The organism is Stenotrophomonas sp. 05N37, from assembly GCF_056397365.1.
The window spans coordinates 809,767-835,117 of record NZ_JBFTNG010000001.1 but is presented as its reverse complement, the minus strand read 5'-3'; the positions used below and the strand labels follow the sequence as shown (position 1 = coordinate 835,117).

Annotated in this window: 19 protein-coding genes; 15 read left to right on the top strand and 4 right to left on the bottom strand. The window is 70.2% G+C overall.

The window, feature by feature from the left end:
* Nucleotides 1-9: 9 nt before the first annotated feature.
* The 4 genes from mrcB to tsaB are packed head-to-tail and all read left to right on the top strand — an operon-like array spanning nucleotide 10 to nucleotide 5,814.
* Complete coding sequence (gene mrcB, locus AC1DGC_RS03690) at nucleotides 10-2,448, top strand: penicillin-binding protein 1B (RefSeq protein ID WP_259206297.1); 2,439 nt, start codon at nucleotides 10-12, stop codon at nucleotides 2,446-2,448.
* 22 nt (nucleotides 2,449-2,470) lie between these two features.
* On the top strand, nucleotides 2,471-3,001 hold the full coding sequence (locus AC1DGC_RS03685; protein WP_478047233.1) for a tetratricopeptide repeat protein: 531 nt from the start codon (nucleotides 2,471-2,473) through the stop codon (nucleotides 2,999-3,001).
* A gap of 36 nt (nucleotides 3,002-3,037) precedes the next feature.
* Nucleotides 3,038-5,101, top strand: coding sequence for a DNA repair helicase YoaA (locus AC1DGC_RS03680; protein ID WP_394161109.1), 2,064 nt, complete (start codon nucleotides 3,038-3,040; stop codon nucleotides 5,099-5,101).
* 5 nt (nucleotides 5,102-5,106) lie between these two features.
* A complete protein-coding gene (tsaB, locus tag AC1DGC_RS03675; protein ID WP_478047232.1) occupies nucleotides 5,107-5,814 on the top strand; it encodes a tRNA (adenosine(37)-N6)-threonylcarbamoyltransferase complex dimerization subunit type 1 TsaB in 708 nt (235 codons plus the stop codon).
* A gap of 98 nt (nucleotides 5,815-5,912) precedes the next feature.
* On the opposite strand, the gene AC1DGC_RS03670 is transcribed toward tsaB, so the two are convergent.
* Nucleotides 5,913-6,800: an energy transducer TonB family protein gene (locus AC1DGC_RS03670; protein WP_259206290.1), complete on the bottom strand. Its 888-nt coding sequence runs from the start codon at nucleotides 6,798-6,800 to the stop codon at nucleotides 5,913-5,915.
* Entirely contained in the window at nucleotides 6,797-7,747 is a 951-nt protein-coding gene (gene gshB, locus AC1DGC_RS03665) for a glutathione synthase (protein WP_259206289.1), read from the bottom strand. Before gshB ends, AC1DGC_RS03670 begins: the two co-directional genes overlap by 4 nt.
* A 250-nt stretch (nucleotides 7,748-7,997) precedes the next feature.
* Between gshB and pilG the strand changes: the two genes are divergently transcribed.
* From pilG to AC1DGC_RS03630, 7 genes are all read left to right on the top strand, one after another.
* Nucleotides 7,998-8,399: a twitching motility response regulator PilG gene (gene pilG / locus AC1DGC_RS03660; protein ID WP_017356958.1), complete on the top strand. Its 402-nt coding sequence runs from the start codon at nucleotides 7,998-8,000 to the stop codon at nucleotides 8,397-8,399.
* A gap of 18 nt (nucleotides 8,400-8,417) precedes the next feature.
* A complete protein-coding gene (locus AC1DGC_RS03655) occupies nucleotides 8,418-8,780 on the top strand; it encodes a response regulator transcription factor (RefSeq protein WP_394161106.1) in 363 nt (120 codons plus the stop codon).
* The gene (locus tag AC1DGC_RS03650) at nucleotides 8,780-9,310 is read left to right on the top strand and encodes a chemotaxis protein CheW (RefSeq protein ID WP_259206286.1); all 531 of its coding nucleotides are present in this window, start codon (nucleotides 8,780-8,782) and stop codon (nucleotides 9,308-9,310) included. The genes AC1DGC_RS03655 and AC1DGC_RS03650 overlap by 1 nt, the downstream gene beginning before the upstream one ends.
* 43 nt (nucleotides 9,311-9,353) lie before the next feature.
* A complete protein-coding gene (locus AC1DGC_RS03645) occupies nucleotides 9,354-11,390 on the top strand; it encodes a methyl-accepting chemotaxis protein (protein ID WP_259206284.1) in 2,037 nt (678 codons plus the stop codon).
* Nucleotides 11,391-11,484: 94 nt separating this feature from the next.
* Nucleotides 11,485-18,474, top strand: coding sequence for a hybrid sensor histidine kinase/response regulator (locus AC1DGC_RS03640; RefSeq protein ID WP_478047231.1), 6,990 nt, complete (start codon nucleotides 11,485-11,487; stop codon nucleotides 18,472-18,474).
* On the top strand, nucleotides 18,461-19,786 hold the full coding sequence (locus AC1DGC_RS03635) for a chemotaxis protein CheB (RefSeq protein ID WP_449335896.1): 1,326 nt from the start codon (nucleotides 18,461-18,463) through the stop codon (nucleotides 19,784-19,786). Before AC1DGC_RS03640 ends, AC1DGC_RS03635 begins: the two co-directional genes overlap by 14 nt.
* Nucleotides 19,787-19,820: 34 nt before the next feature.
* Entirely contained in the window at nucleotides 19,821-20,294 is a 474-nt protein-coding gene (locus tag AC1DGC_RS03630; RefSeq protein WP_259206278.1) for a chemotaxis protein CheW, read from the top strand.
* Between the two features lie 286 nt (nucleotides 20,295-20,580).
* Here AC1DGC_RS03630 and AC1DGC_RS03625 read toward each other — a convergent pair whose 3' ends face one another.
* Nucleotides 20,581-21,315, bottom strand: a complete 735-nt coding sequence (locus AC1DGC_RS03625; RefSeq protein WP_478047230.1) for a 16S rRNA (uracil(1498)-N(3))-methyltransferase — start codon at nucleotides 21,313-21,315, stop codon at nucleotides 20,581-20,583.
* Nucleotides 21,306-22,697: an adenosylmethionine--8-amino-7-oxononanoate transaminase gene (gene bioA, locus AC1DGC_RS03620; protein ID WP_259206276.1), complete on the bottom strand. Its 1,392-nt coding sequence runs from the start codon at nucleotides 22,695-22,697 to the stop codon at nucleotides 21,306-21,308. Before bioA ends, AC1DGC_RS03625 begins: the two co-directional genes overlap by 10 nt.
* 50 nt (nucleotides 22,698-22,747) lie before the next feature.
* On the opposite strand from bioA, the gene nudE reads away from it, so the two are divergent.
* The 4 genes from nudE to AC1DGC_RS03600 are packed head-to-tail and all read left to right on the top strand — an operon-like array spanning nucleotide 22,748 to nucleotide 25,249.
* Entirely contained in the window at nucleotides 22,748-23,296 is a 549-nt protein-coding gene (gene nudE / locus AC1DGC_RS03615; RefSeq protein WP_259206275.1) for an ADP compounds hydrolase NudE, read from the top strand.
* On the top strand, nucleotides 23,293-24,096 hold the full coding sequence (gene cysQ, locus AC1DGC_RS03610; protein ID WP_259206274.1) for a 3'(2'),5'-bisphosphate nucleotidase CysQ: 804 nt from the start codon (nucleotides 23,293-23,295) through the stop codon (nucleotides 24,094-24,096). The genes nudE and cysQ overlap by 4 nt, the downstream gene beginning before the upstream one ends.
* A gap of 20 nt (nucleotides 24,097-24,116) precedes the next feature.
* Nucleotides 24,117-24,929, top strand: a complete 813-nt coding sequence (gene mazG, locus AC1DGC_RS03605) for a nucleoside triphosphate pyrophosphohydrolase (protein WP_478047229.1) — start codon at nucleotides 24,117-24,119, stop codon at nucleotides 24,927-24,929.
* Entirely contained in the window at nucleotides 24,926-25,249 is a 324-nt protein-coding gene (locus tag AC1DGC_RS03600) for a YnfA family protein (protein ID WP_259206272.1), read from the top strand. Before mazG ends, AC1DGC_RS03600 begins: the two co-directional genes overlap by 4 nt.
* Nucleotides 25,250-25,351 lie beyond the last annotated feature (102 nt).

Genomic DNA, 25,351 nt, shown 5'->3' with positions numbered 1-25,351 from the left:
CGCATCCCCGTGCCCCGACGCTACGATTCCGACGACATCGACGAGTTCGAAGACGACACCGAAAGCCGTGGCCCGCTGTGGCGGCGACGGTTGATTACCTGGGGCATGGCGGCAGTCGCGCTGGCCCTGGGTTTCCTGATCCCCTATACCGTCTACCTGAACAAACAGGTCACCCAGCGCTTCGGCGAGCTGCGCTGGCAGATCCCCACCCGGGTGTACGCGCGACCGCTTGCGCTGGCACCGGGGGTGGCGATGGACGCGGCCACGTTGAAGACCGAGCTGGCCGCCGCCGCCTATCGCGATGACGCCATCGGCAAGTCGGCCGGCACCTTCAGCCAGGACGGTGGCCGCTTCGTCATTTCCAGCCGCGGCTACAACGACGTCGATGGCCGGATCGCCCCGCGTCGGGTCGAACTGAGCCTGTCCGGTGGCCAGATCGCCTCGCTGCGCGATGCCGACAGCCGCAAGGCGCTCAAGGCCACGCGCCTGGATCCGGCGCGCATCGCCACGCTGTACGGCCAGAAGCAGGAAGAACGGCGGCTGGTGCGCATCGAGGAGACCCCCGAGCTGCTGGTCACCGGCCTGCAGGCGGTGGAGGACAAGGACTTCAACCGCCACCACGGCATCGACCTGAGCGGCATCGCCCGCGCGATCTGGGTGACCGTGCGTTCCGGCGGCCAGAGCCGCCAGGGCGCCTCCACGCTCACCCAGCAGCTGGCCCGCAGCGGCCTGCTCGGCATCGGCAAGGAACAGACGGTCACCCGCAAGTTCAACGAGGTGCTGTACGCGCTGATCATGGAGGCGCGCTACGACAAGCGCACCATCCTGGAGGCGTACCTCAACCAGGTGTACCTGGGCCAGCGTGGCAGCCAGGCCATCCACGGCATGTCCTCCGGCGCCGAGTTCTGGTTCGGGCGCGACCTGTCCTCGCTCAATACCGAGCACGTGGCGCTGCTGATCGGCCTGGTCAAGGGCCCGTCCTACTACGACCCGCGGCGCAATCCCGAGCGCGCGCTGGACCGCCGCAACTTCGTGCTGGGCAAGCTGCACGAGAGCCAGCTGATCGACGACGCCGAGTACCAGCGCGCGCTGAAGGCGCCGCTGGGCGTGCCCAAGACGCCGGGCCTGATCGCGGCCAATCGCTTCCCGGCCTACGTGGACCTGGTGCGTCGCCAGCTCGGCCATGACTACCCCGAATCGGTGCTGCAGGGCGCCGGCCTGAGCGTGATGACCGGCATGGCACCGTCGGCGCAGGCCTATGCCGAAGGCGCGGTCACCAAGACGATCAAGTCGCTGGAGAGCAAGAAGCGCCCCGAGCTGCAGGCCGGGATGGTGCTCACCGACGTGCACAACGGCGACGTGCTCGCCGTGGTCGGCAGCCGCGACGTGGCCGAGCCGGGCTTCAACCGCGCCATCGAGGCCCAGCGCCCGGTCGGCTCGCTGCTCAAGCCGTTCGTGTACCTGCTGGCGCTGGCCCAGCCGGATCGCTACTCGCTGGCCACCTGGGTGGACGATTCGCCGGTGACGGTGCAGCTGGGGCGCGGCCGCAACTGGTCGCCCGGCAACGCCGACAACCGCAGCCATGGCACGGTGCGGTTGATCGATGCGCTGGCCCATTCCTACAACCAGGCCACGGTCCGGGTGGGCATGCAGGTGGGCCCGGAGCGGGTGACCCAGCTCATCCACGTGCTGGCCGGGATCAAAGCCGACCCGAATCCGGCGGTGATCCTCGGCTCGACCGACCAGAGCCCGTATGCGATGGCCCAGCTGTACCAGTTCCTGGCCTCCGGCGGCGAGATCCAGCCGCTGCATGCGGTGCGCGGCGTGCTCGATCCGCAGGGCAAGCTCATGAAGCGCTACGACAAGAGCCCGGCGCCGGCGCAGGAAGGCGACTCGATCGCCGCCAACCTGATCAGCATCGGCCTGCAGCAGGTGGTGGCCAGCGGCACCGCGCAGCGCCTGAACGCCGACGGCCTCGGCCGCCTGCAGCCGGCCGGCAAGACCGGTACCACCAACGATGGGCGTGACAGCTGGTATGCCGGCTACACCGGCGACCACCTGGCGGTGATCTGGATGGGCAACGACCAGAACGAGCAGGCCGGGCTGTATGGCGCCACCGGTTCGATGCGGGTCTGGTCGAGCATCTTCCAGCGCCTGCCGAGCGCGCCGCTGAAGGTCAACAACAAGGGCCTGGACTGGCAGTACGTGGAGGCCAGCGGCACCGCCTCCACCGACGAGGCGTGTCCCGGCGCGCGCCGCTTCCCGTTCGTGGTCGGTTACGCGCCGGCCTTCGCCGCCTGCGCACCGCCGGCCGCCCTGCCCGAAGGCGAGGGCGGCGAAGCTGGCAGCGAAGGCGGCGGCTGGCGCAGCTGGTTCGGCCTGGACAAGAAGCCCGAGCCGGCCGCCGAGCCGGCCCCGGCGGCTGCATCGACTCCCCCCGCGCGATGATTCCGGAACGAGGCCGGCCCGCATGACCACCCGAACCCTGATCCGTTCCACCGCCGTGCTCGCCCTGAGCCTGTCCCTCGCGGCCTGTGTCACCCCGGCCGCGCCGGTGAAGGCGCCGGTGGACACCACCACGCCGGCCCAGCGCATGGCCGCGGTGGAGGCCGTGGCCGCCGGCTCGGATGCCAAGGAACTGGCCGTACAGCCACTGCGCGACGCCGAGATCGAAGACCTGCGCATGACCGCACAGGTCAAGCGCCAGGCCAACGACCTGGCCGGTGCCGCCGAGGCGCTGAACCAGGCGCTGCTGGTGTCCGACGGCGATCCGTCGATCCTGCAGGAGCGCGCCGAGATCGCGCTGCTGCAGGGCGACTGGGCGCGCGCTGAAACGCTGGCGCGCAAGGCCGTGGAGCTGGGCTCCAGGACCGGCCCGCTGTGCCGCCGCCACTGGGCCACCATCGAGCAGTCGCGACTGGCCCGCGGCGAAAAGGAAAACGCGGTGTCCGCGCACGCGCAGCTGGAAGGCTGCACGGTGCCGGGGATCAAGCGGTATTGACCTCATGCCGGCCGTTGGCCGGCATTGACCCCGTCCATGTCCCGCCTTGCCCATGCCAGCCGCGACGCCCTCAGCGAGGGCGGTACGCTCGCCAGCCAGCTGGATGCCTTCGTCGCACGACCGGCCCAGCTGCGCCTGACCGCGGCCATCGCCGAGGCCTTCGACCAGCGCGACGTGCTGCTCGCCGAGGCCGGCACCGGCACCGGCAAGACCTACGCCTACCTGGTGCCGGCATTGTTGTCGGGATTGAAGACGATCATCTCCACCGGCACCCGCGCGCTGCAGGACCAGCTCTACCATCGCGACCTGCCACGCGTGCGTGCCGCGCTCGGGGTCGGCCACAGCAGCGCGCTGCTGAAGGGCCGGTCCAACTACCTGTGCCGCTATCGGCTGCAGCAGGCGCGGGGCGAGCCGCGCTTCAGTTCGCCCGAACAGGTGGCGCAGTTCCAGCGCATCCTGGCCTGGTCCGGGCGCAGCCGTTTCGGCGACATGGCCGAGCTGGAGGCGCTGCCCGAGGACTCGCCGCTGTACCCGATGGTGACCTCCACGGTCGACAACTGCCTGGGAACCGAGTGCCCGTTCTGGAACGACTGCTTCGTGGTGCAGGCGCGGCAGCGCGCGCAGGCCGCCGACGTGGTGGTGGTCAACCACCACCTGCTGCTGGCCGACCTGGCGCTCAAGCAGGAGGGCTTCGGCGAAATCCTGCCGGGCGCGCAGGCGTTCGTGATCGACGAGGCGCACCAGTTGCCCGAGCTGGCCGCCAACTTCTTCGGCGAAGGCTTCGGCATGCGCCCGTGGCAGGAACTGGCCCGCGACTGCCTGGCCGAAAGCCGCAGCGTGGCCGGCGCGCAGGCGGCCCTGCAGGGCCCGGCGGCGACGCTGGAGCAGGTCCTGCGCGACCTGCGCACCGGCATGGACGGGCTGCCCCCGCGCGGTACCCAGTGGCGCGCGCTGGCGGTGCCGCAGGTGCGCGATGGCTTCGATGCGGCGATGAGCGCGCTGGTGACCCTGCGCGATGCGCTCAACGGCGTGCGCGAGGCCTCGCCGGGGCTGGATGCCTGCCATGCGCGCGCGATGGAAGCGGTGTCGCGGTTGTCGCGCTGGCTCGGCGATGACGCGCCCCTGCTGGATTTCGACAGCGACCCCGAGCAGGCGCCGCCGGCGGCGGACGTGCTGTGGTACGAACTCACCCCGCGCGGCTTCCGCTGCCAGCGCACGCCGATGGACGTGTCCGGGCCATTGCGCGAACACCGCCAGCGCTCGATGGCGGCCTGGGTGTTCACCTCGGCCACGCTGACCGTGGACGGCGGCTTTGCACATATTTCCCAGCGGCTGGGCCTGGACGATCCGGTCACGCTGCTGCAGCCCAGCCCGTTCGACTGGGCGACCCAGGCCTTGTGCTACCTGCCCACCGACCTGCCTGACCCGGCCGCGCGCGGATTCGGCACCGCGTTGATCCGCGCGCTGACGCCGGTGCTGGAGGCCTCGCAGGGCCGCGCGTTCCTGCTGTTCGCCTCGCACCGCGCGCTGCGCGAGGCCGCCGAGGCGCTGCGCGATGCGCCCTGGCCGCTGTTCGTGCAGGGCGAGGCCCCGCGCGGGACGCTGCTGCAGCGCTTCCGTGAGTCCGGCAACGGCGTGCTGTTGGGGTCGGCCAGTTTCCGCGAAGGCGTGGACGTGGTTGGCGATGCGCTCAGCGTGGTGGTCATCGACAAGCTGCCGTTCGCCGCGCCGGACGACCCGGTATTCGAGGCCCGGCTGGACGCGATCCGCCGCGACGGCGGCAATCCGTTCCGCGATGAACAACTGCCGCAGGCGGTGATCGCGCTCAAGCAGGGCGTGGGGCGGTTGATCCGCAGCGAGACCGACCGCGGCGTGCTGGTGCTGTGCGACCCGCGCCTGCTCAGCCGAAGCTACGGCCGGATCTTCCTGGACTCGCTGCCACCGTTCCGGCGCACCCGCGCGCTGGACGATGTCCGCGGCTTCTTTGCGCCACAATGGCCGCCTGCCGATGAACCGCCGGCGCGGGTTGCCGCAGCGGCGCCGGCTGCCGTGCCCGTGCCTGCTGCCGCCCCCGATGACTTCCCCACTTCCCTGTTCTGACCGCCATGAAACTGCTCGCCTTTGAAACCGCCACCGAAGCCTGTTCCGTCGCCCTGCACGTGGATGGGCAGGTGCTGGAGCGGTTCGAGATCGCCCCGCGCCGGCATGCCGAGTTGAGCCTGCCGTGGGCCGAGGCGCTGCTGGCCGAGGCCGGCGTGGCGCGTTCGCAGCTGGATGCGGTGGCGCTTAGTCGTGGCCCCGGCGCGTTCACCGGTGTACGCCTGGCGATCGCGATCGCCCAGGGCATCGCGCTGGCCCTGGACCGCCCGCTGGTGGCGGTCTCCACGCTGCAGGTGCTGGCGTTGCGCGCCCCGGCCGACGCCGACCACGTGCTGAGCAGCATCGATGCGCGCATGGGCGAGGTGTACGTGGCCCGCCAGGTCCGCGTGGACGGGCAGTGGCGGTTGCAGGGCGAGGAAACCGTGTGTGCACCGGAGGCGGTGACGTTGCCTGATGGCACGCGCTGGTTCGGCGTGGGGACCGGCTTCGGCGCGGCCGACGGGCTGCTGGCCGATCGCCTGGCCGATCAGCTCGACGGGGTGAACGCACAGGCATTGCCGCATGCGTCGGATGTGCTGGCGCTGGCGGTGCCGGCCTTCGCGCGAGGCGAGGGCATGGCCCCGGAGCGGGTGGAGCCGGCGTACCTGCGCGACAACGTGGCCTTGACCCTGGTCGAGCAGCAGGCGGCGCGGGCGGCGAAGCAGCAGTCCTAGGAAAGCCACAGCCACGCATGGCGTCGCTGCACGGGGCATGGCGCCGCGAGCGGTAGCGCCACGCCATGCGTGGCTGCGCCGTCCGGCGGTGCTGCCGGTCAGCGGTCGTCGCGCAGCGTGCCGCCGGGCAGGAACGCCCAGGTCCGGGTGACCTGCAGGATGTCCACGCCGTCGTCGGTCTTGGGCAAGGGCGGGAACGGCTGGGCCAGGCGCACCACGCGCAGCGCGGCCTCATCCAGCAGCGGCGTGCCGCTGCTGCGCAGGATACGCGCGCTTTCCACGCTGCCGTCGCGGCGCACGCCGACGGTGATCACCACCTGACCACCCAGGCGGCGCTGGCGCGCCTCGTCGGGATAGTTGAGGTTGCCCACGCGCTCGGCGCGATCCACCCAGGCGCGCAGGTAGTTGGCATAGGCGTACTCGCGGGTACTGGCCGAGACGAACTTGCGGTTGGGCCGCTTGGCGTACTGCGCCGAGCGCAGGTGGACCTCGGCGGCAAGCCGGGCCATCTCCGCGTCGCGCTGCTCGCGCGCATTCAATGGCGCCTCCGGGAGCGGGTGCTCCGGCAGCGGCTGCGGCTGCGCAGTGGCCACCTGCTCGGTGCTGTTGCGGCTGGCCACCACCCGCGCCTGCGGCGGGGGCGGGCTGGCCGCGTCCTGGCGCTGCTGCGGCACCGGCGACAGCCCGGCCTGCGGCTGCGGCACGATCCCGGCCTGGTTGTCGCGCGGGCGCTGCGCCTTGTCGTGGTCGCCGCCGCCCTGCTGGTTGGCCTGGGCCAGGAAATCGGCCTGCCGGGGCGTCAGCGGGGTCTGGGTCTGGCTGAAGATCACGTCCAGGGTCGGCACCAGCGCGGCCTTGTCGCTGACCGCGAAGCCCACCCCCAGGATCAACAGCGCATGCACCAGCAGCGACAGCGCAAGGGTCGCGCCCAGGCGCTGCGACTCGCGCGCCCGCAGCGGCAGCAGCGGCTCGACCGTCGCATTCATCGCGGCAGGCCGGCCTCGATCGCGTCGAACAGGGTGCCGGCGATGTTCAGCCCGAACTGCGCATCCAGCTCACGCACGCAGGTGGGGCTGGTGACGTTGACCTCGGTCAGGTAGTCGCCGATCACGTCCAGGCCGACGAAGCGCATGCCGCGGCGCTTCATCTCCGGCCCGACCTGGGCGGCGATCCAGCGGTCGCGCTCGCTCAGCGGGCGTCCTTCGCCGCGGCCACCGGCGGCCAGGTTGCCGCGGAATTCGTCGCCCTGCGGGATCCGCGCCAGGCAGTAGTCCACCGGTTCGCCATCCACCAGCAGGATGCGCTTGTCGCCGGCGGTGATGTCCGGGATGAACTTCTGCGCCAGGGCCAGCGTGCGCTCGCCGTCGGTCAGGGTTTCCAGGATCACGTTGAGGTTGGGGTCACCGGTGCCGCTGCGGAAGATCGAACGCCCGCCCATGCCGTCCAGCGGCTTGAGCACGGCCTGGCCGTGTTCGAGCACGAAGGCCTTCAGGTCGGCGTTGCGGCGGCTGACCAGGGTCGGCGGACAGCACTGCGGGAACAGCAGGGCGGCCAGCTTCTCGTTGAAATCGCGCAGCCCCTGGGGGTCGTTGACCACCAGGGCACCGGCCTGCTGGGCCACGCTGAGGACGTGGGTGTCGTAGATGAATTCGGCATCCACCGGCGGGTCCTTGCGCATCAGCACGACCTGGCCGGGGCCGAACACGGTCTGGCTGAACTCGCCCAGGGTGAACCAGTCTGCCTTGTCCTCGCGGACCTGCAGCGGCGCCGTCCGCGCCACCGCCTGGCCGTCGCGCAGGGCCAGCCCGCCGGGGCTGACGTAGTGCAGGGCGTGGCCGCGGCGCTGGGCTTCCAGCAGCATGGCGAAGGTGGTGTCCTTGGCAATCTTGATGTGGGCGATGGGGTCCATCACCACGATGACGTTCAACGGCATGGTCGCAACCTGGCAGGCAGGGCGATGATGGTAGCCGCAACCGCGCCCGCCTGCCTGCCCCGGACCGGCGCAACGCAGTGTCCGGCGACCGCCCCGGTTTGCGCAAAACCGGCCGTTGGCGCCGCCGCCGCCCCGGCTGCGGCTTGGCTGAAGTGATGGCGCTTGAAGCCTGCGCCGGAAGTGCGATATAGATACGCTTTCGCAGCGGCGCCGGACCAAAGCAGAAGCGTCGCGCGCTCGGGGAAAGGTAATGACTGAAAACATGGCTGCGGGTGGGGAACTCGCAGGGCTCAGGGTCATGGTCATCGATGATTCGAAGACCATTCGCAGGACCGCGGAAACACTGCTCAAGCGCGAAGGCTGCGAGGTGGTGACCGCGACCGATGGTTTCGAGGCGTTGGCCAAGATTGCCGACCAACAGCCCCAGATCATCTTCGTGGACATCATGATGCCGCGTCTGGACGGGTATCAGACCTGCGCGCTGATCAAGGGAAATCAGCTGTTCAAGTCGACCCCGGTGATCATGCTGTCCTCCAAGGACGGCCTGTTCGACAAGGCGCGCGGGCGCATCGTGGGCTCGGAGCAGTACCTGACCAAGCCTTTCACGCGTGAAGAACTGCTGGGTGCCATCCGCACATACGTAAACGCCTGACCAGGGGGGAAAGGCACAATGGCTCGAATCGTTCTGATCGAGGATTCACCGACCGACCGTGCGGTGTTCACGCAGTGGTTGACCAAGGCCGGGCATGAGGTTCTCGAAGCGGACAACGCCGAGGACGGGCTGGTGCTTGTCCGCGAGCAGTCGCCGCAGCTGGTCCTGATGGACGTCGTGCTTCCGGGCATGAGCGGTTTCCAGGCCACCCGCGCGATGGCCCGGGATGCGGCGATCAAGCACATCCCGGTGGTCATCGTCAGCACCAAGGCGATGGAGACCGACAAGGCGTGGGGGCTGCGCCAGGGGGCCGCCGACTACATCGTCAAACCGCCGCGCGAGGAGGAACTGATCGCGCGGATCAACGAGCTGGTGCTCTGATGCGTTCTCCTTTCGACATCCTCGAAGCCTACGAACGGCGCAGCCTGGCCCATGCGGTGCAGCTGCCCGAGCGGCAGTTCGCGCAGGACCTGTGGCGTGGCGTCGGCTACCGCGTGGGCAAGCGTCGGCTGGTCTCGGATTTCCGCGAGGTGGTGGAAATCGTACCGATGCCGCCGATCACCCCGGTCCCCGGCGCCCAGCCGTGGCTGCTGGGCGTGGGCAACCTGCGCGGCAACCTGTTCCCGGTGGTCGACCTGAAGTACTTCCTGGAAGGCGAGCGCACGGTGCAGCAGGAAGGCCAGCGCGTGCTGATCATGCGCCAGGCCGGCGGCGACGTCGCCCTGACCATCGATGAACTGTTCGGCCAGCGCAGCTTCGAGCTGGAGCAGGACATCGTCGCCGGCGACATCGCCAGCGGCCGCTACGCCCATTTCATCGACCGCGCCTTCCATGGCGACGGCCACGACTGGGGCGTGTTCTCGTTGTCGCTGTTGTCGCGTACTCCCGAATTCAGGCAGGCCGCAGCCTGAGCGCTGTGGTCTGTCTCACCGCATTGAAGATCGAGGTTGAACGATGAGTACTGCTTCGGAATCCGCCAAGGCCGGCAAGCTCGGGTCGGTGGGAACCAATTTCTGGCTGGGCCTGCTGGCCCTGTCGATGATCGTGTTCGGCGTCAATACCGGCGTGGCCACCTGGCAGGGCAGTCGCCTGGCCGGCGCCAGTACCGGCGCGGCCGACCTGCAGGTGCTGTCACAGCAGCTGGCCAACCAGGGCCGTGAGGCGGTCTCGGGCAACGCCCAGGCGTTCACCGCGTTCAAGGACACCAAGACCCGCATCGAGAGCACGGTGAGCAGCCTGCAGGGCCGCTACGGCGCCGAAGCCAACGTGTCCGGGCCGCTCAACCAGCTCAGCCAGACCTGGGAGCCGCTCGGCAAGAGCGCGGCCCAGTTGGTGGCCAGCGAGCCGGCGGTGCTGGCCCTGGCCGGCAACGCCAACAACTTCGTCAACGGCGTGCCGGCACTGCAGGCACAGCTCAATGAAGTGGTGCGCGCGATGTCGGCCGGCGGTGCGCCGGCCTCGCAGGTGTACAACGCGCTGCAGCAGGTCGTGGTGGTGGGCTCGATGGCCCGCCGCGTGACCGAAATGCGCGCCGGTGGCGGCAGTGCCGCTGCCGCGGGCGACGCGCTGGCACGCGACTCGGTGGTGTTCACCCAGGTGCTGGATGCGCTGCGCAACGGCAACGAGGAGCTGGGCATCGCCCCGGTCCGCAACGCCGGTGCCCTGGCCGCGCTGGAGCAGTCCCAGAAGCAGTGGGACACCATGAAAAAGGACGCCGACGCCATCCTGGCCAGTTCGCGCCAGCTGTTCTCCGCGCAGTCCTCGGCGGCGGCGCTGACCGGTGGCTCGACCAAGATGCTGGACGACAGCAAGAAGCTGTTCGAAGCCTTCTCCTCGTTCGGTTCGGTGCGCGACACCCGCCTGTTCCCGAACTTCTGGCTGGGCGTGATCTCCGGCGCGCTGTCGCTGATCGCCATCATCGGCTTCGTCAGCAGCACCGTGCGCAGCCGCTCGCGCGAGCAGGACCTGCGCTACCAGACCCAGGTGGAGTTCAACAGCCGCAACCAGCAGGCCATCATGCGGCTGCTGGACGAAATCAGCTCGCTGGGTGAAGGCGACCTGACGGTCAAGGCCTCGGTGACCGAGGACATGACCGGCGCCATCGCCGACGCCATCAACTACGCCGTGGACGAACTGCGCCACCTGGTCACCACGATCAACGACACCTCGGCCAAGGTCGCGCTGTCCACCCAGGAAACCCAGGCCACGGCCATGCAGCTGGCCGAAGCGGCCGGCCACCAGGCCAACCAGATCACCTCGGCGTCGGACCGCATCGGCGAAATCGCGTCGAGCATCGAGCAGGTGTCGCGCAACTCGGCCGAGTCGGCCGACGTGGCACAGCGCTCGGTGGTGATCGCCGCCGAGGGCGCCGGCGTGGTCCGCGAGACCATCCAGGGCATGGACCAGATCCGCGACCAGATCCAGGAAACCTCCAAGCGCATCAAGCGCCTGGGCGAGTCCTCGCAGGAAATCGGCTCGATCGTGGAACTGATCAACGACATTTCCGAGCAGACCAACATCCTGGCGTTGAACGCCGCGGTGCAGGCGGCCTCGGCCGGTGAGGCCGGTCGCGGTTTCGCCGTGGTGGCCGACGAAGTGCAGCGCCTGGCAGAACGTACCTCCGGCGCCACCCGACGCATCGAAGGCCTGGTCCAGGCCATTCAGGCCGATACCAACGAGGCGGTCAGCTCGATGGAGCAGACCACCGCCGAGGTGGTGTCCGGTGCGCGCCTGGCCGAGGACGCCGGTACCGCACTGACCGAAATCGAGCGCGTGTCCAACGCGCTCAACAACCTCATCAAGAACATCTCGATCGCCGCCCAGCAGCAGTCGTCGGCCGCGTCGGACATCACCCGCACCATGGGCGTGATCCGTCAGATTACCGGCCAGACCTCGCAGGGCGCGGGACAGACCGCCGAGTCGATCGGTCATTTGGCACAGCTGGCGGCCGACCTGCGCCGCTCGGTTGCCGACTTCAAGCTGCCGGCGTGAGCCGCGGGCAGGGCGGAGAGGGAAGGAATCAGCAGATGATGCATCGCCAGACGCAACAGCACGACACGCGCGCCCACCTGCCGGGAGTTTCGGCATGAGCACGCTGCGCGATGCCATGAGCCACGCTGCCCTGGGCTGGGTCAAGCCGGAGCTGGACGAGACCCTGCGCCAGGTGCGCAACGAGGTCGAGTACTACGTGGAAGACCCTGCCGACGGCAGCCGCATGCGCTTCTGCGCCGGGTACCTGCACCAGGTGCAGGGCACCTTGCGCATGGTGGAGCTGTACGCCCCGGCGATGGTGGCCGAGGAGATGGAGCAGCTGGCCAATGCCATCGGCGCCGGCCAGGTGCCCGACCGCGACGAAGCCTGCGCCACCCTGATGCGCGGCAGCGTGTTGCTGCCCGACTATCTCGAGCGCCTGCAGAACGGCCACCGCGACATCCCGATCGTGCTGCTGCCGCTGCTCAACGACATCCGCTCGGCACGCGCCGCACCGGGGATCAATGAAAGCGTGCTGTTCGCCTTCGCCCCGGACAGCGTCAGCGCCACCGAGGCCGAGCTCGACCATGCACGCGGCAGCCTGAGCGGGCGCAACCGCGAGCTGCTCGACACGGTCGGCAATGCGGTCAAGGAAGAACTGCTGCGGATCAAGGACGCGCTGGACCTGCACCTGCGCACCGGCGGCGAGCCGGTGCAGCTGCAGACCCAGGTCAATGAACTGGGCGCGGTCGCCGACACCCTGGGCATGATGGGCCTGGGCGTTGCCCGTGGCGTGGTCGTGCAGCAGCGCGATGCGCTGCGTGGCGTGGTCGATGGGCAGCAGCAGATCGATGAAGGCCTGCTGCTGGATATCGCCGGCGCGCTGCTCTACGTGGACGCCTCGCTGGACGACCAGGTCGCCCACCTGGGCGCCGGCGGCAGTGGCGAGGACGACCCGAGTGCGGTCGAGAACCGGCGCACGGTGGAAGTGCTGGCGCATGAAGCGATCGCCAACTTCGCCGCGGCGCGCGAGCATTTCGTCGCGTTCATCGAAACCAACTGGAACCACCAGCAGCTGCAGGAAGTGCCGCGCCTGCTCGGCGAGGTCGCCGGCGCGCTGCGCATGCTCGACCTGGCCACCCCGGCCGACTACCTGCAGGGCGTGCGCCAGTACATCGCGGTGGAACTGATCGGGCGCCAGCGCGTGCCCAGCGGTCGCCAGCTCGATACGCTGGCCGATGCCATGGCCAGCCTGGAGTACTACCTCGAAGCCCTGCGCGAACGCCGCCCGGGCCGCGAGGAAATCCTCGACATCACCCGCACCAGCCTGGAGACGTTGCGCTACTGGCCGCTGCCCGACGCGCATGCCGCTGCCGCCGATGCCAGCGCCGAAGCGCTGCCGGTCGCGCCGGAAGCGATCGAGCTGGCCCCGTGGGAAGCGCCGTCGGCCGACCTGGTCGACATCGCGGTCACGCCGGCCGCACCGGCCCCGGGCAGCGTGCCGCCCTCGTTGCCGGACATCACCTTCGACCCGTTGCCGGCAGCCGCCGACGCCTCCTCGCTGGTGTTCGCCGCCTCCACCGCGAGCGCGCCGGAAAGCGCCCAGTGGACGCTGTCGCAAGCCGCCGACCGCGACGAAGGCGCAGGCACCTTTGGCCATTTCGATCCGGTGATCGCCGAAGACAGCAGTGCAACCCGCTGGGACGCGCTGCCGCCGATGCATGCGGCGCTTGACGCATTGGATGCGGTCCACGCCGATGCGGGCGCCCCGGCCGATACCGCTGCCGAGCCGCTGGCCGAACCGACCGTCGCAGCGGCCGCATTCGCCGGCGGCTTCGACCCGGTGGCCGCCGAACACGATGCGCTGGAGATCAGCGACGAGCCGATCGAATTCACCTTCGATGCGCCGCTGCACAATGCCGGCGACGTGCTCTCGCTGCAGGTGGATGACGCCCCGACGGTGCAGGTGATGGACGCTTCGGGCGATGCCATGCCGGCGCTGGATGTGCAGCGCCTGCCGTCGTTCCTGCAGGCCAGCGAGGCCCGCGAGACCCAGGCCAGCGAGAGCCAGGCCAGCGAGAGCCAGGCCAGCGAGACCCAGGCCGACCGTGGCGACGTGCTGGCGATCCAGCCCGACGACGCGGTGGCATCGATCGGGATCGAGCATGCCGACGCGTGGACGGTCGAACCGACCGAACCCGCTGATGCGATCGAGATCGAGCATCTCGAGGCCGTCGAGGCCATCGCGGACGAACCGACCGACGCCACCGAGAGCGTCGACGCCTTCGACGCCATCGAGGCAGCCGAGGCAACCGAACAGATCGACACGACCGCACAGGCTGCGGCGCCGATCATCACCCACAGCAGCACCGGGGTGCATGCGGCGGTGATCGGCAAGATCGAACTGGACGACGAGTCGGCCCGCTTCCTCGCCGAGCTCGATGCGGCCGCCGCGCAGTTCAGCACCGAGTCGTCGGTGTCGCCCGCAGCCGAGCCGGTAGCGGCCGAGGCCGCCGCGCAGGACGTGGCCGGCAGCATCGAGGCGGGCTTCGAGGACGATGGCGAGAACATCGACCAGGACATCCGCGAGGTCTTCATCGAAGAGTTCGACGAAGAACTGGTCAACCTCGGCAACCTGTTGCCGGTCTGGCGCGCCGCGCCGGACAACATGGACCGGCTGCGTCCGATCCGCCGCGTGTTCCACACCCTCAAGGGCAGTGGCCGGCTGGTCGGCGCACGCACGCTGGGCGAGTTCAGCTGGAAGATCGAAGGCATGCTCAACCGCGTGCTCGACGGCACGCGTCCGGCCTCGCCGGCGGTGGTGGCCATGGTCACCCAGGCCTACGAGGTGCTGCCGCAACTCAACGCGGCCCTGCGCGGCGAAGGCCGCGTCAGCGCCGATCTGCAGGCCATGCAGGCCATCGCCGACCGCGTCGCGGCGGGGGAGGAAACCTTCCATGTGCCGCTGCAGCGCGCGACGCCCGTCGTCGCCGCACCGGTGGATACGGTCGAGACCGTGGTCGAGGCGCCGGTCGTCGACGCGCCCGTCGTCGAGGAAGCCAGCGGCACCCCGGCCAACATCGACGAGGTGCTGCGCGAGATCCTGGAAGCCGAGGTGGACGCCCACCAGGCGACGCTGCAGGCATGGCTGCGTGATGCCAGCGTGGCGCCACTGCCGGTGACCGACGCGCTGCTGCGCGCCGTGCACACCATGAATGGCGCGTTCGCGATGACCGACGTGCCGGAGATCACCGCCGTCACCGGTGGCGCCGAGAGCTTCATCAAGCGCTCGCTGGCCGCCGATGCCACCCCCGACGCCGATGGCGTGCAGGCGCTGTCGGCGACCGCCGCGGCGATCAGCGCCACCATGGACGCGCTGCAGGCCGAATCGCCGCGCATTCCGGTCCAGGCCGCGCTCGCCGCGCGCCTGCATGCACTGGCCGACACCTTGCCCGAGGCGCGCTGGCCGGCGCTGGTGGCCGATGATGACCTGGCGCTGGACGAGGACGACGCGGACACCCTGGCAGGCGAGGAAGCGCACGCAGACGGGCAGGGCAGCGATGCGCTGCTGGACGGCAGCGCCGATGCCGGGCTGCAGCAGGCAGACATCGAGGCCGATGACCTGTCGGTGATCGAACTGGCGACCGTCGAGGCTGAGGATTCCCTCGCGCTCGACGTGCGCGACGCCGCGGACACCCTGGCAGGCGAGGAAGCGCACGCAGACGGGCAGGGCAGCGATGCGCTGCTCGACGGCAGTGCCGATGCCGGGTTGCAGCAGGCAGACATCGAGGCCGATGACCTGTCGGTGATCGAACTGGCGGCCGTCGAGGCCGAGGATTCCATCGCGCTCGACACGCGTGACGCCGACGCAGCGGTGGTGGGCGAATTGACCGGCAGCGATGACCTGTCGGCCTATTTCGATGCCGACCTGCCGGCCAACGCACTGCCGTCCGTGCCGTTCGATAGCGAAGCGCCGACCGAGCCGGCCCGCTTCGAGGCGATCGAACTGGCCTCGATGGACGTCGAGGCCATCCACCTTGAGCCGGCCCATGACGACTCCGGCGCGACGCCGGCGGACGCAGCGGCGGGCCTGGAAAGCATCGAGCTGACCGACGCCGAGGACCTGTCGCGCTTCTTCGACGCGGCGGCCACGCCGCGTGCCGACGCCCCGGTCGCCGAGGCGGACGCTGGCGCACCGGTGATCGAGGCGGAGACCCCGCCAACCGCGCGCACGCCGGAGGCGACGCTGTCCGAGGCGCAAGCCGACGTGGACACGCCGGCGTTGGACACCTCCCCGCTGGTCGCCGAGCCGTCCTTCGCGGACGTCGAGCTCGACACCGACAGCGAGGCCCACTCGCTGGACGACGCGCTGCCGCCGCCGCCGGCGTTCGGCGACGTGGTCGACGAGCAGCAGGCGCTGGATGACGGCCTGACCGTGGTCGACGCCCTTCAGACCGACGATGCCGGCGACAACGTGCTGGGCCTGGAGGCCGGTGACGCCGCGCAGGACCACCGCAGCGAAGCCGACGCCTTCGTCGAGGACGCGGGCGACACCGACCTGGACGCCGCGGTACCGGCGCCGTTCTTCGAGCTGGAAGACGCACCGCTGGCCACCGCCGCCGAAAGCGCGGCGCTGGCCTCGCTGCCGGCCGCCAACGACCGGGCCGACGCGCTGGCCGTGGCTGCCGCGGACGCCGCCGACCACCAGGCCGACGCCGACACCGATGAGGCCGAGGCCAACGACGACGGCGCCGACGCGCTGGACTTCAGCGTGCTCGACCAGGAACTGGTCGACATCTTCGTGGAGGAAGGCAAGGACCTGCTCGACCATTGCGATGGCCTGATCAGCGAACTGCGTGCGGCCCCCAACGACCGCGAGGTCATTGCCGGGCTGCAGCGTGACCTGCACACCCTCAAGGGTGGCGCCCGCATGGCCGGGATCAACCCGATCGGCGACCTGGGCCACGGCATCGAATCGTTGCTCGAAGCGGTCGCGGCCAACCGCACCGACATCGACCGCAGCGACGTGCATCTGCTGGAGCGCGGCTTCGACCGCCTGCACCAGATGCTCACCCGCACCGGCCAGCACCGCAGCGTGGCCATGCCCGAGGACCTGATCGCTGCATTCGACCGGCGCACCTTGGGCCGGGTCGAGCCGGTCGTGGTTGTCGATGACAGCGAGGGCGCCGTCGATACCGCCCCGGTGGTGGTCGACCGTGCCGTCGCCGCCGCACCGCTGTCGGCCCCGGTTCCGCTGGAAAGCAGCACCGACGAGGACAGCCTGGCCCGTCCGCAGCAGGAACAGGTGCGCGTGCGCGCCGACCTGCTCGACCGCCTGGTCAACCATGCCGGTGAAGTGGCGATCTACCGCTCGCGGCTGGAACAGCAGCTCGGTGCCTTCCGCGGCGCCATGGGTGAACTGGACCGTACCAATGCGCGTCTGCGCGACCAGCTGCGCCGCCTGGATCTGGAAACCGAGGCGCAGATCGTCGCCCGCTACCAGCGCGAACAGGACCAGGCCGACCACAAGTTCGACCCGCTCGAGCTGGATCGCTTCTCCACCCTGCAGCAGCTCAGCCGCGCCCTGAACGAATCGGCGGCCGACTTGAGCGGCCTGCAGGGCGTGCTGGATGACCTGTCGCGCCAGTACGACGTACTGCTGCAACAGCAGTCGCGGGTCAGCTCGGAACTGCAGGACGGCCTGATGCGCGCGCGCATGGTGCCGTTCGACGGCCTGGTGCCGCGCCTGCGCCGCGTGGTCCGCCAGGCCGGCCAGGACACCGGCAAGCAGGTCCACGTCATCCTCGAAGGCACCCACGGCGAACTGGACCGCAACGTGCTCGACCGCATGGTCGCGCCGCTGGAGCACATGCTGCGCAACTCGGTCGCGCACGGCCTGGAGACCCCGGAACAGCGCCGCGCCGCTGGCAAGCCGGAAGAAGGCGAGATCGCCATCCGCCTGCGCCGCGAAGGCTCGGAAATCGTGCTGGAAGTGGCCGACGACGGCGCCGGGCTGGACCGCGAGGCGATCCGTCGCCGTGCCGAACAGCGTGGCCTGGTGCAGGCCGATGCGGTGCTCGGCGACGCCGAACTGGACGCGATGATCTTCTCGCCCGGGTTCAGCACCGCCGACCAGGTCAGCCAGCTGGCGGGCCGCGGCGTGGGCATGGACGTGGTCCACAACGAAGTGCGCCAGCTCGGCGGTTCGGTGGACATCCACTCGGTACGCGGCCAGGGCGTCACCTTCACCCTGCGCCTGCCGCAGACGCTGGCGGTCACCCAGGCGGTGTTCGTGCAGATCGGCGAGACCACCTTCGCCGTGCCGGTGGCCTCGGTCAGCGGTATCGGCCGGATCTCGCGCGAACGCTTCGAGACCGCCAACGGCGGGTACCACTACGGCGGCGAAGAGTTCGCGTTGCACGATCTGGGCACGCTCATCGGCCAGGCCCAGGCCCGCGCCGAAGGCCAGGCCCAGGTGCCGCTGCTGCTGGTTCGCGCCGGCGACCTGCGCGTGGCCGTGGCCATCGACCAGGTGCTCGGCAACCGCGAAATCGTGGTCAAGCCGGTCGGCCTGCAGATCGCCTCGGTGCCGGGTATCTACGGTGCGACCATCACCGGTGATGGCCGGGTCGTGGTCATCCTCGACGTGGCCCCGCTGGTGCGCCGCTTCATCGCCAACCCGCACAAGCCGATCGCCGAGACCACCCAGGTCAGCGACCGCGAGGCGCCGGTGGTGATGGTGGTCGACGACTCGCTGACCATGCGCAAGGTCACCGGCCGCATCCTGGAGCGCCACAACTTCGAAGTGACCGTCGCCCGCGACGGCATCGAAGCGCTGGAGCGCCTGGAAGAACGCGTGCCCGACCTGATGCTGCTGGACATCGAAATGCCGCGCATGGATGGCTATGAACTGGCCACCGCGATGCGCGCCGATCCGCGCTACAAGGACGTGCCGATCGTGATGATCACCTCGCGCAGCGGCGACAAGCACCGTCAGCGCGCCTTCGAAATCGGTGTCCAGCGTTACCTGGGCAAGCCTTACCAGGAACTGGACCTGATGCGAAACGTGTACGACCTGCTGGGGATCGCCCGTGTCCGCGACTGACCTGCCTTCACTGTTGTCCGTCGCGCTGCTGGCGCGGGTCGGTCCGGCCCGTGAACGCCTGCGCGAGGCGCTCGGTCAGGCCGGCGCCACCCTGGTGCTGGAGGAGGATCCCAACGCGCTGGACCTGCAGGTGCTGCGCGATGCGGCGCCGGGTGCGGTGCTGATCGCGCTGGAGCCGGCGATCGAGGATGCGCTGGAGCGGCTGGACCCGGTGCTGGGTTCGCCGTCGCTGACCCTGATCTTCGACGAGGCCGAACTGGCCGCCCGTCGCGAAGGCTGGGAGGCGCAGCGCTGGGCGCGCCACCTGGTGGCCAAGCTGCACGGCCACCTGGACGTGCTGCCGCCGGGGTCGGAACAGGAGGGCCTGCTGCAACCCGAACCGGGCCTGCCGACCACGCCGGCGCAGTTGCATGCCGACGCGCCGCTGGAATTCCATGTCCGCGAGGCGTTCGACGCCGCGGGCGAGGTGCCTGCCGACGGCCTGTACCAGGCGCCGGGTACGCTGAGCGAACCGATGTCTCTGGAAGAAGCGCTGGCGGCGTTGCAGCCGGCGCCCAGCGCGCCGGCCGAGCCGCCCCCGGCGCCGGCCGCCGCGCCGCCGATGGCACCGCCGCCGATACCGCTGGGCGACCACAGCAGCTGGTCGCTGGTCGACGATGACGCCGCCGCCCCGGCGCCGGCAATCCCCGTCGCAGGTCGCGAGCCGCCCCCGGCGCCGACCGATTTCGACACGGCACGGCTGTCGCTGGTCGAGCTGGACGCCGAGCGCCCCGCCGACGGTGCCGCCGCGGGTGCGGTGCTGGTACTGGCCGGTATCGGCGGTCCCGATGCGCTGCGCCGCCTGCTGGCGGCCCTGCCCGACGGGCTGGCCACGCCGGTGCTGGTGCACATGCGCCTGGATGGCGGCCGCTACGGCAACCTGGTCAAGCAGATGGCGCGCGTGTCTGCGCTGCCGGTGCTGCTGGCCGAGGCCGAGCTGCCGGTGCAGCCCGGCAACGCCTACATCCTGCCGGACGACGTCGGCCTGGCCGTGCGCAACCAGGGCCTGTACTTCACGGCCGATGCGCAGGGTGTCCAGGTGGGCGCGCTGCCGGCCGCGCACAGCGCGGTGGTGCTGCTCAGTGGTGCCGATGCCAGCCTGGTCGATGCGGTGCTGGGGCTTGCCGCCGACGGTGCGTGGGTGGCCGGGCAGGTCGGTGAAGGCTGCTATGACCCCACCGCCGCCAATGCCGTGGTCGCCGCCGGAATGGACGCGGGCGAGCCGCCGCAACTGGCCCAGAGCATCGTCGAACGTTGGGGCGTGAGCGAGTAATCGCGCGCGCCGTACCACTTCCAGGAATCACGCCATGAGCTACGCCAGCAACGACGAAATCCGCGGGGTATTGATCCAGGCCGGGCACGAGCGCGTGCTGCTGCCCAATGCCACCGTGGCTGAAATGATGTCCAAGGTCGCCGTGCAGACCGTTCCCGACGCGCCGGGCTGGCTGGTCGGGCAGATCGCCTGGCACGGTTGGGACGTGCCGCTGCTGTCCTTCGCGCGGCTGTCCGGGCTTGGCGACGAGCCGGTCACCAGCAACAACAAGGTGGTGGTGCTCAAGGCGCTGGGGGGCAATGCCAAGCGCCCGTACTTCGCGCTGCTCACCCAGACCTTCCCGCAGCTGATCTCGGTGCCGCGCGACGGCCTGCTGGCCGACGCCTCGGAAGAAACCCTGCCGCAGGGCGTGCACATGCGCGTGCTGCTCGGCGAACAGAGCGCGCTGCTGCCCGACCTGGATGCACTGGAAGCGGCATTGGACGAGGCCTACCCGGTCGCGGGGTGAGTCTTCGCGTTCGCGAAGGTTCCCACGATCTGCGTTGCAGATCGTGGGCCCCCCGTCACATGCCTCCAGATTCCGGCGCCTGACGGCGCGCCCCCTGACTCAAGGGGTTGTTCCACCCGATGTTTATCGGTGTGCTGGCGCACTTCGGCGCCCGTGCCTTCTGCTGCAAGTCGGCACCGCATGTGGCGCGGCGCCCGTATCGATCAATGATCCATACCCACCGAACGCACACGATTCGGCCCTCCAGTAGCGCCACGCCATGCGTGGCTGCCGGTGCCGTTGCCGCTTACCCCAGGTCGCCCAGTCGCGCCTGCACGGCGGCGATCGCGGCCAACCCGGCGGTTTCGGTACGCAGGATGCGCGGCCCCAGCTGCAGGCCCTGGAAACCGGCCTCGGCCAATGCCTGGCGGTCGCGTGGCGACCAGCCACCTTCCGGACCGATGGCGATCACCACGCCACCCGGTGCCGGCGGCAGGGTGGACAGGCGATGCTCGCCGAGCGGGTCCAGGGTCAGTTTGAGGGCGGCCGCCGGCACCTGCCGTGCGGCGTCCAGCAGCGATCGCGGCGCCGCCACCTTGGGCACCCGCGCGCGCCCGGATTGACCACACGCCGACACCACCACGCTGGTCCAGTGCGCCAGCCGCTTTTCGGCGCGCGCCGCATCGAGCTTCACTTCGGTGCGTTCGGCGTTGACCGGCACGATCGCGGCCACGCCCAGTTCGGTGGCCTTCTGCAGGATCAGGTCCATTTTCTCGCCGCGCGCGATGCCCTGCAGCAGCGTGATGTGCAGCGACGATTCGTTGTCCAGCGCGCTCGCCGCCTCGATCCGGACCTGCGCGTCGCGCTTGCCCACCACCACCAGGGTGGCGTGGTAATCGTGCCCATCGCCGTTGAACAGCACGCAGCCGTCGCCCTCGCGCAGACGCAGCACCCGCACCAGGTGGTTGGCCGCTTCCTCGGGCAGCGGCAGGGTCTGGCCGACGGCCAGCGGGTGGTCGACATGGCACCGGGTCACGCGCATGCAACGGCCTCCTCGATGGCGGCCAGGGTGGTCTGGGCCAGCAGGTCCAGGTGGTCGTCTTCCACGCAGTACGGCGGCATCCAGTACAGCACGTTGCCCAGCGGCCGCAGTACCACTCCACGCTTGAGCGCGGCCGTATAGGCGTGCAGCCCCACCCGCGCGGCGGCGGGGAAGGGGGTGCGCTTGTCGCCGTTGCGGGTCAGTTCGAAGGCCACCACCATGCCGGCCTGGCGTACGTCGGCCACGTGCGGATGGTCGTTGAACGGCGCCGCCAGCGTGCGCATCACCTCGGCGGTGCTGCGGTTGCGCGCAATCACGTCGTCGCCAGCGAAGATGTCCAGCGTCGCCAGCGCGGCCGCGCAGGCCAGCGGGTTGCCGGTGTAGCTGTGCGAATGCAGGAAGGCGCGCTCGCGCGAGTCATCCAGGAACGCGTCGTACAACGCCTGGGTGGCCAGCACCGCCGACAGCGGCAGGAAGCCGCCGGTCAGGCCCTTGGACAGGCACAGCAGGTCGGGCATCACGCCGGCCTGCTCGCAGGCGAACATCGTGCCGGTGCGGCCGAAGCCGGTGGCGATCTCGTCGGCGATCAGGAAGGCGCCGTTGGCGTCGCACAGCTCGCGGGCGCGCTGCAGGTAGACCGGGTCGTGCATGCGCATGCCGCCGGCGCACTGCAGGCGCGGTTCCAGGATCACCGCGCAGATCTCCCCGGGGTGCTGGTCGAACAGCGTGGCCAGGGCGTCCGCGGCCTGGTGGGCACGCTGCGCCGCGCTCTGCCCGGGTTCGGCCAGGTAGGCGTCCGGCGACGGCGCGAACAAGGCCTCGGTCAACAGCGGCGCATATACGCGGCGATACAGCGGGATGTCGCCCACCGACAGCGCGCCCAGGGTCTCGCCGTGGTAGCCATTCTCCAGCGCCACGAAGCGGGTACGGTGGGCTTCGCCGCGGTTGCGGAAGTAGTGGAAGGCCATCTTCAGGGCCACTTCCACCCCGGCCGAGCCATTGTCGGCGTAGAACACCTTGGCCAGCGGGTCGCGCCCGGCCTGGCGCGGGGCGATCGCCAGCAGGCGTTCGGCCAGCAGCACCGCCGGTTCATGGCTGAACCCGGCCAGCATCACCTGCTCCAGCTGGGTGGCCTGCCGGGCGATGGCCGCGCCGATCCGCGGCTGCGCATGGCCGAACAGGTTGGTCCACCAGCTGCTCACTGCATCCAGGTAGCGTTTGCCGTCATGATCGAACAGCCACGGGCCTTCACCCCGCGCAATCGGGATCAGTGGCAGGGTCTGGGGGTGCTCCCGCATCTGCGTGCACGGGTGCCACAGCACGGCCAGGTCGCGATCGCGCCACTGGTCGGCCAGCGTCAGGGGGGCTGGGTCTGCTAGCATTTCGGGCTCATGAAGACGTTTTCACCAGTCCCCATTCTAGAGATGCTCGCATGAGCCGTCGCCTGCCCATCATCCACAAGGTCACGGACGAGCAGAGCGGGCCGTTCCAGCGCCAGCATCTGGACCTGGAATTCTCCAACGGCGAACGCCGCCGCTTCGAGCGCCTGGTCAGCCATGGCCATGGCGCGGTGGTGGTGGTGCCGATGCTGGACGAGGACACCGTGCTGCTGGTGCGCGAGTACGCCGCCGGCGTGCACCGCTACGAACTGGGCCTGGTCAAGGGCCGCATCGACGCCGGCGAAACCCCCGTGCAGGCCGCCAACCGCGAACTGAAGGAAGAGGCCGGCTACGGCGCCCGCCGCCTGGACGTGCTGCGCGCGATGACCCTGGCCCCGACCTACATGAGCCACCAGTCATGGCTGGTCGTGGCGCGCGACCTGTACCCCGAGCGCCTGCCCGGCGACGAACCGGAGGAACTGGACGTAGTGCCGTGGAAGCTGGCCGAGCTGGACCAGCTGATGCTGCGCGAGGACTTCTCCGAAGGGCGTTCACTGGCGGCGCTGTTCATCGCCCGGCAGTGGCTGGGCGGCAGGGAATGATCAAGCTCACCACCGACCTGCGTGAAACCGTCATCGCCATCGCCCAGGATGCGGCCGCTGCGATCATGGCGGTCTACGCCACGCCGTTCGAGGTGGACATCAAGGCCGACCACAGCCCGCTGACCGCCGCCGACCTGGCCGCCAATCGGGTGATCGAGCGCGGCCTGCAGCAGCTCACCCCGGACCTGCCGATCCTGTCCGAGGAATCGGCACAGGTGCCGTGGGACGTTCGCCAGCACTGGGGCGCCTACTGGCTGGTGGATCCGCTCGATGGCACCCGTGAGTTCGTCAAGCGCAACGACGAATTCAGCGTCAACATCGCGCTGATCTACCAGGGCGCGCCGGCCTTCGGCGTGGTCCTGGCGCCGGTCAGCGGCATCGCCTGGCACGCCATGCGTGGCGAGCTGGCCTACCGCCGCCAGGGCATGCACGATTCGGTGCTGCGCACCCGCACCCCGGCCACCGCGCCGCTGAAGGTCGCGGCCAGCCGCTCGCACCGCAGCGTGCAGACCCAGGCGATGCTCGACCGCATGGGCGAGATCGAGCTGGTCGCGCAGGGCTCGTCGCTGAAGTTCTGCCGGATCGCCGATGGCACCCTGGACGTGTATCCCCGGCTCGGTCCGACCTCCGAATGGGACACCGCGGCCGGCCAGTGCGTGCTGCACGCGGCCGGCGGCGCGGTGTTGTCGGCAGCCACCGGCAAACCGTTCCGCTACAACCGCCGGCAGACGCTGTTGAACGGCGATTTCATCGCCCTCGGCGACACCCGCCTGCCCTGGCGCGACTGGTTGCCCGACTGATGCCTGCCCAGGAGCCCCCGATGTCCGCGACTGCCGAACTGGAACGCCTGCTGGGCATCATGGCGCGGCTGCGCGACCCGCAGCAGGGCTGCCCCTGGGACCTGCAGCAGGACTTCGCCAGCATCGCCCCGTACACCATCGAAGAGGCCTACGAGGTCGCCGACGCGATCGACCGCGGCGACCTGGATGACCTGCAGGACGAACTGGGCGACCTGCTGCTGCAGGTGGTGTTCCATGCGCAGATGGCCAGCGAGCGGCAGGCTTTCGCCTTCGCCGACGTGGCCCGCTCGATCAGCGACAAGATGCAGCGGCGGCACCCGCACGTGTTCGCCGAGGCAACGGTCGACGGTGCCGAAGCGGTCAACGCCAATTGGGACGCGATCAAGCGCGCCGAACGCGCGGCCAAGGGGCACACCGATACCTCCGCGCTGGCCGGCATCGCGCGCGGGCTGCCCGAGTGGCAGCGTGCGGTGAAGCTGCAGGCGCGTGCGGCGCGGGTCGGCTTCGACTGGCCGGGCCCGGCGCCGGTGATGGACAAGGTGCGCGAGGAGCTGGACGAAGTGGCAGCGGAATTCGCGCGCGGGCCGGTGGCGGACAACCACGCACGGCTGCAGGAAGAGCTGGGCGACCTGTTGTTCGTCTGCGCCAACCTGGCCCGCCATGCCAAGGTCGACGTCGGCGCCGCGCTGCGCCAGGCCAACCACAAATTCGAGCGTCGGTTCCGCGCGATGGAAGCGCAGGCCGATGCCGCGGGGCAGTCGATGGCCGCACTGGACCTGGACGCGCAGGAACAGCTCTGGCAACAGGCCAAGGCCGACGAAGCCAAGCCGTGAATACGCTGCTCCTGTTCATCCTCACCGCCGTGGCTGAAATCGTCGGCTGCTACCTGCCGTGGCTGTGGTTGCGCAGGGACGGCAGCGCGTGGCTGCTGCTGCCGGCGGCCGCCAGCCTGGCCCTGTTCGCCTGGTTGCTGACCCTGCATCCGGCGGCCAGCGGCCGCGTGTACGCCGCCTATGGCGGGGTCTATATCGGCACCGCATTGATGTGGCTGTGGCTGGTGGACGGGATCCGCCCCAGCCGCTGGGACCTGCTCGGCGTCGGCCTGTGCCTGGCCGGGATGATGGTGATCATGTTCGCTCCGCGCCCCGCCTGAGCAGGGCAGCGTCGCCCAGCGCCTCGGGCGGCCTGCGGAGCCGGCAAACGGCCGGCACTGCCGGGTGTCCCGCGCTATGCTGGGTGCATCCGGTTCCGCAGG